This window comes from Acinetobacter indicus CIP 110367, from assembly GCF_000488255.1.
In the GTDB taxonomy this organism is placed as follows: domain Bacteria; phylum Pseudomonadota; class Gammaproteobacteria; order Pseudomonadales; family Moraxellaceae; genus Acinetobacter; species Acinetobacter indicus.
This window is the reverse complement of sequence record NZ_KI530754.1, coordinates 562,213-575,871: the sequence shown is the minus strand read 5'-3', so window position 1 is coordinate 575,871 and position 13,659 is coordinate 562,213. Positions and strand designations below refer to the sequence as shown.

General features: G+C 43.5%; 9 protein-coding genes and 2 pseudogenes. 7 read left to right on the top strand and 4 right to left on the bottom strand.

The window, feature by feature from the left end; translation table 11 throughout:
- Positions 1-31: 31 nt before the first annotated feature.
- Positions 32-1,087 (top strand): hypothetical protein, encoded by a 1,056-nt coding sequence (locus tag P253_RS07475; protein WP_016659352.1) that lies wholly within the window; start codon positions 32-34, stop codon positions 1,085-1,087.
- A 69-nt stretch (positions 1,088-1,156) separates the two neighbouring features.
- Here P253_RS07475 and metG read toward each other — a convergent pair whose 3' ends face one another.
- Entirely contained in the window at positions 1,157-3,217 is a 2,061-nt protein-coding gene (metG, locus tag P253_RS07470) for a methionine--tRNA ligase (protein WP_016659351.1), read from the bottom strand.
- 250 nt (positions 3,218-3,467) lie between these two features.
- On the opposite strand from metG, the gene apbC reads away from it, so the two are divergent.
- Positions 3,468-4,745 carry an iron-sulfur cluster carrier protein ApbC gene (gene apbC, locus P253_RS07465; RefSeq protein WP_016659350.1) on the top strand — a complete coding sequence of 426 codons (1,278 nt, stop codon included), beginning with the start codon at positions 3,468-3,470 and terminating at the stop codon, positions 4,743-4,745.
- A 53-nt stretch (positions 4,746-4,798) separates the two neighbouring features.
- Here the strand turns inward: apbC and P253_RS07460 are convergent.
- Positions 4,799-6,821 (bottom strand): annotated as a pseudogene (locus P253_RS07460) (TRAP transporter permease).
- On the bottom strand, positions 6,818-7,270 hold the full coding sequence (locus P253_RS07455) for a DUF1850 domain-containing protein (RefSeq protein ID WP_016659347.1): 453 nt from the start codon (positions 7,268-7,270) through the stop codon (positions 6,818-6,820). The pseudogene P253_RS07460 and the gene P253_RS07455 overlap by 4 nt, the downstream one beginning before the upstream one ends.
- A 123-nt stretch (positions 7,271-7,393) precedes the next feature.
- Between P253_RS07455 and P253_RS07450 the strand changes: the two genes are divergently transcribed.
- Positions 7,394-8,545 carry an IS4-like element ISAbe18 family transposase gene (locus tag P253_RS07450; RefSeq protein WP_016659346.1) on the top strand — a complete coding sequence of 384 codons (1,152 nt, stop codon included), beginning with the start codon at positions 7,394-7,396 and terminating at the stop codon, positions 8,543-8,545.
- 48 nt (positions 8,546-8,593) lie between these two features.
- Here the strand turns inward: P253_RS07450 and P253_RS07445 are convergent.
- Positions 8,594-9,595 (bottom strand): annotated as a pseudogene (locus P253_RS07445) (TAXI family TRAP transporter solute-binding subunit).
- Positions 9,596-10,002: 407 nt separating this feature from the next.
- Here P253_RS07445 and P253_RS07440 point away from each other — a divergent pair.
- The 4 genes from P253_RS07440 (at position 10,003) to P253_RS07425 (ending at position 13,650) form a co-directional block, all read left to right on the top strand.
- A complete protein-coding gene (locus P253_RS07440; RefSeq protein ID WP_016659343.1) occupies positions 10,003-10,596 on the top strand; it encodes a LysE family translocator in 594 nt (197 codons plus the stop codon).
- A 112-nt stretch (positions 10,597-10,708) separates the two neighbouring features.
- Positions 10,709-11,278, top strand: coding sequence for a dCTP deaminase (gene dcd, locus P253_RS07435; protein ID WP_005179553.1), 570 nt, complete (start codon positions 10,709-10,711; stop codon positions 11,276-11,278).
- Positions 11,279-11,522: 244 nt separating this feature from the next.
- Positions 11,523-12,983, top strand: coding sequence for a hypothetical protein (locus tag P253_RS07430; protein WP_016659342.1), 1,461 nt, complete (start codon positions 11,523-11,525; stop codon positions 12,981-12,983).
- A gap of 13 nt (positions 12,984-12,996) precedes the next feature.
- Positions 12,997-13,650, top strand: coding sequence for a hypothetical protein (locus P253_RS07425; protein ID WP_016659341.1), 654 nt, complete (start codon positions 12,997-12,999; stop codon positions 13,648-13,650).
- Positions 13,651-13,659 lie beyond the last annotated feature (9 nt).

Sequence of the window (13,659 nt, the reverse complement as noted above, 5' to 3'; positions counted from 1 at the left end):
AAAATAAACAATTATCCAATAAGAGAATCGCATGATTGAACCACAGGATTCAGTAAAACCTTTAGCTTATCTAGACCACAATATTTTAGACCTCTTTACAGAGCCAAAATGCTTATTAGGGAAGGATTCCGATTTATTTAAGCTCTTGAAGAATGAAGTACAAGTTGTTTATTCACCTATTACGTTAGAAGAAATTTATAGGTCAATTGTGAATGGTAAAAGTAATACATATGGCTTAGCATTTTTAAATGTTTTGAAAGAATTAGATGCACAATTTATTACTTTGATAAATGAAAATGGTAAAACTATCAATACAATTTTTAGATCTTGGGAAGAACCATTAGTGCATTTTAATTACTATGTTGAAAATAATTATCTAGATAAATTTATTAAACCGCTTAAAAATAACTTATTTGCTATTTATGGCGGGATTAAAGATTATAAAAAATTTGAAACGGAACAGCTTGAAAACTTTGAAAATATTTTGATTTTTATTGAAAGTTTACTAAATTATTTACAAATTTTTGAGAACAAAGATGAATATATTTGTGCAGAAATAAAAAAATACAAAGAAGAACTCCCAAAATTAAGAGCAGAAAAGCTTAAATATGAATCTCATATCAAATTATCTATACAACATTTGGAAGAATCTAATCGGACACAAGCTGCCAATAAAAATTTTCGAGAATCATTAAAAATTAATCACGACAAATTACAAAAAATTGAATTTCCAAATGTTTTAAACCAAATATGGGAAATGCTTCAAAAGAACAACCCGCAATTAGAAAATCTTGAATTAGATAAATTTTTTCAATTACAAAAGGATATTAACTCTGAAAAAGAATACTATATTTTTGAGAAAGTGAATCAAATATATACGATGCTAAATATGATTGGCTATTATCAAGATGAGGGTCTACATAAAGAAAAAAGATTTATAGCTTCATTTAGTGATATGTCTCACGCTTCTTATGGTTGTTTTTGTGAATATCTTTTTACTAGAGATAAGGCATTTTCTAAAAAAACAGCTGTCGCATATGAATACTTAAATATTGCTACTCAAATTTTTACAATTGATATTAATTAATTTCAATGATACCTAATAACAAAAAGCCCCTACATCGTAGAGGCTTTTTCTCATCTTAACTTTTAAAATTTAAGACACTTTATCACCCGGTTTAGCACCAGTTTCAGGTGAAATCACCCAAACACCATCGCCATTACCCGCAGCGAGTACCATACCGTTTGAAATACCAAAACGCATTTTACGTGGTGCAAGGTTTGCCACCATCACCACCAATTTGCCTTTTAAGTCTTCAGGTTGGTAGAACTCACGAATACCGCTAAATACGTTACGTGGTTCAGCTTCACCTACATTTAACGTCAATTGAAGAAGCTTGTCAGAACCTTCAACGTGAGCTGCTTCTAAAACTTCAGCCACACGCAGGTCAACTTTCATAAAGTCTTCGATACCAATAATTTCAGCTTCACCGACTTTAGGTTCTGGCTTTTTCTCAGCTGCTTTCTTCTCTTTTTTCTTTTCCGCTTTTGGCGCTTCAGCAGGCGCAGCCAAAGAATCTTTAGATGCATCCACCATTGCAGCAACAGCTTTTGGATCTACACGTTGCATCAATGGTTGGAACTGTGCAATTTCATGTGCAAGCAAAATTTGCTGACGCGATGCAAAGTCAAAGCTGTCGAGTTGTAAGAAGGCTTGAACTTGTTCAGCCAATGTTGGCAATACAGGCGCCAAGTAAACCGCCAATTGACGGAACAGGTTGATCCCGACAGAACACACATCATGCACTTGCTGTTCTTCGCCTTCAATTTTCGCAAGCGCCCAAGGCTTTTTCTCGTCGATGTATTGGTTGGCTTTATCCGCCAGTGCCATAATTTCACGAATCGCAGTAGAGAATTCACGTGCTTCGTATGCTTGCGCGATTGAATCACCAGCGTCAATAAAGCTTTGCACCAGTTCAGGCTCGGCACAGGTTGCACTTAACTTGTTATCAAATTTGGTGTTGATGAATTTGGCACAACGGCTGGCAATATTCACTACTTTACCCACCAAGTCAGAGTTTACTTTCTGCACAAAATCATCCAGATTCAGGTCAGAATCTTCAACTTTATCAGACAGTTTAGAGGCAAAGTAGTAACGTAAGTATTCCGGATTCAGATGCTGTAAATAGGTTTCTGCTTTAATGAAGGTACCGCGAGATTTCGACATCTTCTGACCATTTACAGTCAAGAAACCGTTTACAAATAAACCGGTTGGGGTGCGGTAGTTGGCACCTTCCAGCATTGCTGGCCAGAACAGCGCGTGGAAATAGACAATATCTTTACCAATGAAGTGATAGACCTCATTGTCAGAATCTTTTTTCCAGTAATCATCAAAATTCAGGTCTGGACGTTTGGTTTTGACGTAGTTTTCAAAGCTCGACATATAGCCAATAGGTGCATCAACCCAAACGTAGAAATATTTATTTGGCGCATCCGGAATTTCAAAGCCGAAGTAAGGTGCATCACGGGAGATGTCCCAATCGTTCAGGCCATTGTCAAACCATTCATCTAACTTGTTGGCAATTGATACCGGCAAACGGCCTTCATCACGGGTCCATTTTTGCAGGTATTCACCAAAGTTTGGCAATTTAAAGAAGTAGTGATCCGATGATTTTTCAATCGGCGTGGCACCGCTTAACGTCGATTTCGGATTTAACAGTTCAGTGGCGTTATACGTGGTTCCGCAGACTTCACATGAGTCGCCGTACTGATCTTCGGCTTTACATTTCGGGCATGTACCCTTAATGAAACGGTCTGACAGGAACATGCCTTTTTCAGGATCAAATAACTGGGTTACAGGGCGAACTGCAATATTGCCGGCATCACGGTTCTTGAGATAAATTTCTTGCGCGCGCGCCTTGTTGGTGTCGCTATGGGTGGAATCATAATGATCAAAATCGACCTTAAAGCCGGCAAAATCACGCATATGTTCGGCCTGAACATTGGCAATCTGCTGTTCTGGTGAAATACCGTTGGCTTCAGCACGTAGCATGATGGCGGTACCGTGAGCATCATCCGCACAGACATAAGTCACTTCATGGCCCATTGCACGCATGGCACGAACCCAGATATCTGCCTGGATATAACCGAGTAAGTGGCCCATATGGATTGGACCATTGGCGTATGGAAGGGCGTTGGTGACTAAAATTTTACGCACGGATTAACTCTCTCATTCGTATTCATTATGCAATGTCCGCGATTTTACCTTAGATGATGCAGGCTTGCACAAGGGAATCGGTGAATTCTTTTCAGGACCGGATAAAATCTGCATTTCTGTGCCGAAAAAACAGAAAAAACCAAGTCTTTGACTAAGATTTATAATTCCTGTGGCTGCACTGGCTTAACCTTCGTTTAAATACCCGTTAAACTAGGGCATTCGGTTGTATATCCAGATTTGGAGTAACTTTATGTCGTGGCTTTCTTCACTAAAATCGGTCTTTGCTCCTGCACAGGAGGTGAAAGAGGAAGAAATCCAGAAGGTACTGCAAAACTATGTACTTCCTGCTTCCCAAAACGCACTCAAAGAGCGTATTTCTCAGGTCAATGTACAGGGACGCATCCTGCAATTAACCATCAATACCTATCCGGAAGAAAAACAGTATTTGCAGCAGATTCATGATGAACTGGCCGATGCACTCGAGCAATGCGGCATCAAGGAACTGAATCTGCATGTGGTGCAGCAAAAAACCGGGGCGAAAAAAGAGGGCGGCTGTGGTCATAACCATGCCGAAGGTGAAAGCTGTTCCAGCAAGCCACAAGTTGCAGCAAAATCCAGTCTGCCACCTGTGGTCGATGCTTCGGCAAGTCCAGATGCGCTCAAGCAAGCCAATGCCAACTATCAACCCCAGCAAGAAGAAGCGCCAATTCAAAAAGCCGCACCGCAGCAGCGTGATGTGCCAAAACATCCACGTATTCAAAACGTAATTCTAGTGTCGTCCGGTAAAGGCGGGGTTGGAAAATCAACCACCACGGTCAATCTGGCCTTGGCGATGCAACAGCTGGGTCTGAAAGTAGGCGTGCTAGATGCCGATATTTATGGCCCGAGTATTCCAACCATGCTCGGCAATGCCGGGCAAACCCCGATGATTGAAGCCGAGCATTTTGTGCCGCTAGATGCCTATGGGATGGCGGTGCTGTCGATTGGTCATTTAACTGGTGATCATAATACCCCGGTGGCTTGGCGTGGACCAAAAGCTACGGGTGCCCTGATGCAGTTATTCAATCAGACCTTGTGGCCAGATTTAGATGTACTGGTGATTGATATGCCGCCGGGAACCGGTGATATCCAGTTAACCCTGGCGCAGCGTATTCCGGTCACGGGTGCCGTAATTGTCACTACACCGCAAAACGTAGCCTTAATGGATGCGACCAAAGGCATTGAGCTGTTTAACCGTGTACAGATTCCGGTGATAGGTGTGATTGAAAATATGTCGACGCACATCTGTTCTAACTGTGGTTTTGAAGAGCAAATTTTTGGGACCGGTGGTGGCGATCAACTGGCCGAGCAATACGATATTCCATTACTGGGCCGTTTGCCGCTGAATGTACAGATTCGTGAAAATGCCGATGCCGGTAAACCGTCTGTGATTGCCGAAGATGATGCAGCCGACAGCTATCGGGAAATTGCCCAGAAAATCATGGATAAACTGCCAAAAGCAGACAAAGACCAGAACCGGATTTTTTAATTCTGTAATGTAGTGAATAGAAAAAAGCCCAATCTTCAGATTGGGTTTTTATTTTAGGCAGATGATAAACCGGATGGCGTCGATTTTTGCTTTCTGGCTTGCAGCACATTAACAGCCACTGCAATCACCACCATGATGGTACCGGCAATATCGGTATAGGTTTCCGGAATAATCATCATTAAGGCACCCACCCCCATGAAAATTCGCCAGAACCAGTTTAAACCGGTTTTGAAATAGCCCTCGACCGCCGCGCCCAAGGCTAGAATCCCAATAACCGAAGTCACGGTAATGCTGACAATGGTGGTCCAGGCCGGGAAGGCAAATTCACGCGCATTAACGGCCACATTGGTGGTATCAATCATCAGCATGGCCGGGTTATATACAAACAGGAACGGCACAATAAAACCGGCCAGTGACAGTTTCAGTGCCTGAAAACCGGTCCGCATCGGGTCGCCGCCAGCAATCCCGGCACCGGCAAAGGCGGCCAGCGCCACTGGCGGGGTGATATTGGCAAACAGACCAAAATAGAACACAAACATGTGCGCTACCAAGGTCGGAATATCAAAATGGGCCAAGGCTGGTGCAGCCATGGTCGCGGTAATGATGTAGGCCGGAATCGAAGGCAGGCCCATGCCCAGAATCATGGAGGCCAGCATGGTAAAGAACAGGGTCAGGAACAGGCTGCCCGCACCAATACTCATAATGGATGAGGTCATGACGGTACCGAAACTGGTCAGGCTAACCACCCCAATGATAATCCCGACCACCGCACAGGCCGCCATCACCGATAAAGACTGCCGGGCACCATCGGCCAGGGCATCCAGAATCTCCCGAATTCCCATGCGGGTAGATTTTCTAAAGGCTGCCACAATAACCGTAAGCACAATGGTATACACCGCAGCATAACTGACCGGAATTGACTGGAACAGGAAAAACACCAGCGCCACAATCGGAATCAGCAAATGTCCGCGCTCTTTCAGCACTTCTTTGACTCTTGGCAAATCTGCTTTCGGTACCCCTTTTAGGTTGTCTTTCCCGGCACGAAAATGGACTTGGGCCATCACGCCTAAATAATACAACAGCGCCGGCAGGGTCGCGGCTAGGGCGATGGTGCCATAACTGACGCCGGTGGTTTCCGCCATAATAAAGGCACTGGCGCCCATCACTGGCGGTAAAATCTGTCCGCCGACTGAAGCACTGGCTTCCACCGCGCCGGCAAAATTTTTGTGATAACCAATCTTTTTCATCAGCGGGATGGTAAAGGAACCGGTACCGACCACATTGGCCACTGCCGTACCATTAATACTGCCCATAAAGCCACTGGAAATAACCGCCACCTTGGCCGGGCCACCCTGTTTATGCCCGGCCAGGGCCATGGCCAGATCATTAAATAATTTGCCCATCCCCGATTTAGCCAGAAAGGCGCCAAATAAAATAAACAGGAAAATGAAAGTCACCGATGCGCCAATCGCCGATGAATACAGGCCTTCGGTTTTCAGATACATCTGCCCGAAAATATCACTCACGGTATAAGGCCGGGTCAGCAGCCGTTCTGGCATCCAGTTAAAATGACTGATAAAAGGATAAGCTAGGAAAATCAGCCCGAGAATCGGCAGCATCCAGCCCATGACCCGTCGTGCTGCTTCCACTACCAGCACCACGGTCATAATTGAAAACACAATATCCAGTAAGTACATTGGGAATCCCGCCGCGGGTGGTCATAATGGCCTGATATTCTTTCCATAAATATAAAAATGAAGCGAGAGAGGCGAGGGCCAGAATCCAGTCGAACCAGACCACATGCTGGCGGGAACTGGACTGTCGTGCCGGATAAAGTAAAAACACCAGTACCAGACCAATGGCCACGTGCGCCGAGCGTTGTAGCAGTTCTGGAAGCGGGTTAAAGGTAATAAACAGATGAAACAGCGAATAGCTGATGGCAATCGCGGCAATAAACCAGCTGACCGATTTGCTGCGAGGCTGACGCGTGACCGATTCCCGGTCAAATTTCTCCAGCAGGGCCTGCTGTTCTTTTTCATCCAGCTGTTCAATGGTTACTTTTTCTTGTCGTGTCATACGCAGTCTCCTTGACCCCACCATTTCCAGAACGGTCGTTGCTGTACCGAAAAATGCACCACCGTGTAATCAGGAAAATCTTCGGCAATGGGCCAGCGTTTCTGATTGATCTGGAGCTGTCCTTGCATACGGCGTGAAATGGTCCAATGTAATTCTTTTAAATGATGATTGACCTGCATACGTACCTGGCCATTGGCTTGGCGCAGCACAGGATAATGATCCGGTGTACCGGCACCAAAGGACACCAGGTCGGTATGCGTTAAAATAAAATGCTGATCTTCACGCTGATAATGTTCCTGCCAGCGGGTTTTTTCTACCGAATGTTGCCACTGCAACTGAAACTGTTGCGGGCGAATCACACAGCTGGTGTTAGGACCTTTGTGACTCTCTTCAATCTTGACCAGGGTATAACTTTGCGGAAACCACAAGCCGAGCAGGATGATCAGCATCAACAGAAAAAGTGCAGCCCAAACTGCACTGCTGTCCCATAGTTTGCTTTAAATAAAAAAACCTGAGTCCTAACAGTTAAAATATGAGTGTAAACAAACACTTTAACGACCAGGATTCAGGTTTTGTCACATCAGAATACCGTATTTCATGAGCTAATTAAACCTGTTGTGCGACAGGATTTTGAACAACTTGCTAAAGTACACCATGTTGGACAGAAATTTAGAGCGGCTTCCCGGTGGGATCAGTTTATTGCCATATTGATGTCTCAATTCTCTTGTAGGCAAAGTCTGAGAGATATTCAATCCAATTTGGAGTGCCAACAGGAAAAGCTGAGTCATCTCGGAGCAAAGTCTATTCCCCGAAGCACGCTGGCACGAATCAATGAGCAGCAGCCTGCTGCCTTGTATCAACAGCCATTTTACAAGTTGCTTAAATACTATGAACACTCAAAAGTAGCTCATAAATTTCGCTTTAAGAATCCCTTGTATTCCTTGGATGCCAGTCATATTGACCTGTCGCTTTCCTTATGTGAATGGGCCAAAGTTCACGACTCAAAAGCCAGCATGAAACTCAGTATAGGATTGAATCACAGCAATGATATTCCTGAGTTTGTTGCAGTTGAAAATGGCAAAGAAAATGACATGGTACAAGGCCGCAAATTCCAGTTTCCTGCTGGCAGCATTGTAGTTTTTGATAAAGGCTATGTCGATTACCAATGGTATGCAAATCTGACTGCTCAAAACATTGGATTTGTCACACGTTTTAGGCCTAAATCTGTGTATCAGGTGATCCAGCAACATCCAGTGCTTGAATCCAAAGGTATTCTAAAAGATGAAACCATTCAGCTGAATAGCGCACATGCCCTAAAAAGAAAAGCCCCAGTGTTAAGAAGAATTGAATATAGAGATCAGCAAAGTGGCAAGCACTTTAGCTTTCTCAGCAATAACTTTCATTTAGCCGCCTCCACCATTGCGGCGATTTATAAAGATCGTTGGAAAGTTGAGCTGTTCTTTAAGGCGATTAAGCAGAATCTCAAATTAAAAGCGTTTCTAGGCCGCAGCAGGAACGCAATTCAGACACAAATCTGGATTGCGATGATCGCCTATTTATTGGTGAGTTTCGCTCGACATTTAGGAAAAACAGGTTGGACAGTTCAACGTTTACTCAGAATAATTCAAGTGAATTTGTTTGAAAGAAGAACTTTAAAAGCTTTATTTTCACCCGATAAAATACCCATAAAACAAGAGGAAGCTCAAATGAGCTTCCTCTTGTGAAAAATTGTGGGACAGCAATGGCCCAAACTGCACTTTTATGGCTGAACATTAAGGTGCTGCCACCTCATCATAATAACGTTTCGCCCCTGGGTGCAGCGGTGCAACCAGACCTTGCTGGGCTTTTTCCAGAGTAATATCTGTAGCGGCCTGATGGGCATTGGCTAAATTGCCTAAATTGTCAAAGAAGGTTTTGGTCAGCTTATACACATCATCTTCAGACAGGTCGGAACGTACCACCAAGGCATTCATAATGGCCGCGGTCTGCACATCTTCTGTATTGCCATACGTGCCTTTTGGAATCACCATCGGCAGGAAGTAAGACTGGTTCTGGGCAATCTGTTTGACTTTGTCTGCATTAATACTCACCAGTTGCAGATCAAAACTCTGCTGTAGTTCCATCAATGATGAATTTGGAATACCACTGGTCAGGAAGGCCGCATCCAGTTTGCCACCTTTTAAGGCATCGGCGGCTTCGGCATAGCCCAAGTAATCGACTTTGACATCGTCATAGCTAATCCCAAAACCATTCAGCAGGGTACGCGCATTAACTTCCACCCCGGAGTTTTGTGCACCCACGGCAATACGTTTGCCTTTTAAATCTTCAATAGAGCGAATCCCGGATTTTTTTGAAGCCACAATCTGCACATAGTTAGGATATAAAGCCGCAATTTGCTGCACCTTGCCAATTTTATCTTTAAAGCTGCCTGTGCCCTGAATGGCTTCGGTCAGACTATCACTCATCACAAAAGCCATTTCGACTTTATTCTGTTTTAGCAGGTTCAGGTTTTCAACCGAAGCGCCGGTGGTCTGGGTTTTGGAGTTAACGCCGTAGGTTTTGTTTTACAGTTCGGCCAGACTGGTCCCGATCACGTTATAGGGACCGGAGGCACCACCCGTGGCAATACTGACAAAACGGGTTTGCAGTTTGTCGGCAGCAGCGGCACTGCTTTGTGGATCGGCCTGGGTGTTGTTCTGGCCCGGATCATTGGAACAAGCACTTACACCAGCTAAGGCCAGCGTCAGTAAGGTCAGTTGCGTCCATTTTTTCATTGACTTCTCCTGTGATTATTATCGTCATCCATTGTTGAAATATTGAAAGATTTCAAACTTAAAGCTGGTTCTGGTTATTCTGGTTAAGGCAGCTTGTTGAGTTAAAAATTAACTGAATAATTTGAACTTGAACAGTTTTTTTACGCATTTATACAATTGGGGGAGAGTAAAAATGGACTAAAAACCCTTGATACATTAGAGATGAACGGCCCAGTTTTGATGACTGTTATATATTCTTTAATATGTTTTTAAGTTTATGATAATTAATAATAAATATATTGTAATTGACTGTGTTTTTAGTTGAGGAATTCCTCTGTTTTGCTGCACAATGAGGCCAGTTACAATTTATTTTTTGCCTATGCCTTGCAACTCCATTACATTTGCAGCATTCGCGCATGAGGCTGGCTATGATTTCATGGTTTTTTATTGGTTTGGTGATCACCATCTTGTTGACACCTGGTCCAACCAACACCTTGCTGGCCTCTTCCGGAATTCAGGTCGGCATCCGTAAATCTTTTCATTTAATTCCCGCTGAAGCCTTTGGTTACCTGATTTCCATTACTCTATGGGGCATGCTAATCGGGCAGGTGTCGAGCCAGTTACCGTTATTGCCCACTTTGCTCAAACTGTTTAGTGCGGTTTATATCATTTATCTGGCCATCAAGTTGTGGCGTACTGCCAATGTCGAACAGCAGTTTCAGCAGCCGACCATTCGTGCACGTGAACTGTTTGTGGCCACTTTACTAAATCCGAAGGCCTTGCTGTTTGCTTCTGCAATTTTTCCGGCCATCGCCTGGACCAGCGCCGCACATTATGTGGCACATATTCTGATGTTTCTGATCCTGATTATTCCCATTGCATTTTTCTGGACCCTGATTGGTTCCTTTTTGGCCAGCAATAAAATCCGCTGGCTTAATCCGGCCAATCTGCAAAAAACAGCATCCTTGCTGCTGTTCAGCTTTTCAATTCCGTTAAGTTATTCGGCGCTTTTAAGGCTTTAAATGACCCATCTACAGCAGGCGGAAAAGTCGACTTCATGCCTGCTTATTTCCATTGGTGCCGATTTCAGTTAAAGTACAGCGCAGTAAAACATTCGCTTTTGGATAGAAATAAATGGCAATTAAGTCTGATCGTTGGATTCGCGAAATGAGCGAAAAACACGGCATGATTGAACCGTATGCACATAATCAGGTTCGATTTGATGAAAATGGCAACAAACTGATTTCCTATGGCGTTTCAAGTTATGGTTATGACGTCCGTTGTGCGCGTGAATTTAAAGTATTCACCAATGTCCATTCTGCCATTGTTGATCCAAAAAACTTTGATGAAAAAAGCTTTATTGATATTGAATCGGATGTCTGCATTATTCCACCAAACTCGTTTGCCTTGGCGCGTACAGTTGAATATTTCCGTATTCCACGTAATGTTTTAACCGTGTGTCTGGGCAAATCGACCTATGCGCGCTGCGGTATTATTGTCAATGTCACGCCGCTCGAACCAGAGTGGGAAGGGCATGTGACCTTGGAATTCTCTAATACCACCAACCTGCCTGCACGTATTTACGCGGGTGAAGGCGTTGCACAGATGCTGTTCTTTGAATCAGATGAAGTGTGTGAAACCTCCTATAAAGATCGTGGTGGTAAATATCAGGGCCAAACCGGGGTAACCTTACCGAAAGCCTGATAGTGGAAACTTAAAATAAAAACAAGCGAGCCGTTGTGCTCGCTTGTTTTTTCTCCAATTCATTCATCGGAAAAACGGGCTTTTTGGCCCGTATTTTTTTGCAATTGATAAATTATTACGCATAATGAACAACAATTATGACTTGGTAATCGCATGTTTTTAAGGATAAAAACACATAAATAAATAGCCAAGTTCTGGATAAATAAAAGAATGATGCGGAGCATCTGGGAATAGGATGGTCGAGATGACTGAATATGGAATTGGCCTAAATTTTAGAAAAAGTTGCTTAGCTGCCTTGGTCGGGATGTTGCTAAGTTCTCCTGCATATGCTTTACAGAATCTATCCGATGAACATCTGGCAAATACCACAGGTGAAGGGATTGCCTTGCTTCCTGAAAATTTCAAAATGGTATTTCAGCGCCCGAATGATGTGTCTGCGGCATCAAGTTATACCCGTAATCTCGATAATCCGGAACAATATGACACCGGTTTTATTCGCATCATTCCGGTAGGTGAAAATTACGATAATTTAACCCTCAGTCAGACTGATGCTGCCAATCAGAGAACCAAAGCGGATATTTTTATTTATGGTCTGGCGCTCTCTGAAACCAATAACAATATGAACCAGCGCTATAGTAATCAAGGGTTTGATTGGGGCAGTGCTGCGAATCCCTGGTTATTTCGCGCTGGTACAGCCGAAAATATCCGTCAATTTGACAGTACGAATGCAGCGGCCGATATCAGTTATATTTCTTTAGAAGCTCCTTTGGCCAAAGTGGATGCTGATGATCAGGACAATAATATTAAACTTGGGCTTTGGTTAGATGCTTTTTCACGCAGCTGGAACTCAAGTAACAAGGTGGACCCAATTACGGGGGCACCTGTCACGACCGATGCGGTCAATGATCCTGACTTATTAAAAAATCAGCGAATTCGTTTGCAATTGGTGGCCAATGGTCTAAGCCTAAGTGGTTCACAGGTTCGACTGTTTCAAACCATGCCTTCTACCAATGCGGTAGAAAGTCAGACTTTAGGTATGGCCAGTCTTATCCGTCTGAATACCAATGATAATCCTGAAGCTCTAATTTATGAAAATACCCAGGCTAATAAAGAACTGCTCAATGTCAGAGGTTTGCGTATAAGTACAGCAACCCTCAATGATGGTACCGCGGTTACGCCTGCACTCGACCGTTCTTTAGCCCCAATTTTCCATGCTGAAGAGGGTTTGTATTTGTATAGCCCTAACATCAATTTAGTGCTCGGCAATATGCACCAACCGTTTATTTTGGGCTCGGAAGGTCAGAATATTATTTTAGAAGTGACCCGCATTCCGAATGTCCCTGAAATTTATAAACAGATTTATACCTATTATGCCGATATTGATGGTGATAACACCGAGATCAACCCTGCTGACTATAAAGGCTCAACCTGTAATGTCGCTTATTGTGGCTCTAATATTTCCCAAGTACTTTCAGGGGCAGGAACCACCAACTATCAGGGAACCAATGCAACACATAGCAGTATTTCAATTGGTAGTGTGACACGTGATCCGACCACGAATCTGTTAAAAGCCAACACTGCGAGTAATTCTACCGGTGTGGTATTTAGAAGTCCGCATGCAACTACAGCACCTGTAAACTTGGGCTCGGTGGCAATTGATGGTGTGCTGATCCAGCACTTGAAGTTTAAGACCACGGGACTATAAGAGGGAACTTGAGATGCTGAAAAAAATCTGTTTTCCACTGACCCTTTGTGTCAGTACATTCAGTTCTGCTCAACTGGTCAGTTTAAATCAAGATGAACTGTTAAATACGGTCGGGCAGGGCGGTGCCGATTTAAGCTGGACGCTTTCTTTAAACCATAAATATGCCAATGACATGAGTCTCAAGAATATTTCCGAACTCAGTAATGGTGAGGTCACTACGGCAAATTATCAGTATGAATGTAGCAATGATGTGTTATGCCGTTTTGCTTTTTCTCCCAATAATCATCGTGATGAAAATGGTCAGAAGTGGCTGGTGTTTAAACAGATTCAAGGCACGATTCAGATTGATAAATTCTCCTTGGAAGGCACCACCATTATTAATAAGGATAAAAATCCACAAACAGCGATGCTGCTTAAATTTTATGATCAGCATCCTCTGAAAATCAGGAATCTAGGTTTTGCGAGTCTGGCGGTTGAGTCAGGTAATGAAGGTTATTTAAACAATACCCGATATACCACCTATAACAATGGTTCTCAGGTTCCTTCATTTGATCAGGGACAGGAACAGGGATTTATGGGACTGAATGTTCATGGCAACTTGCATCTGTCAGGAGATATCAAAATTTTCAGTTATAACTGCTCAGGAGCTGCAACCAGCCGCTGTTAAGCGTTGGGA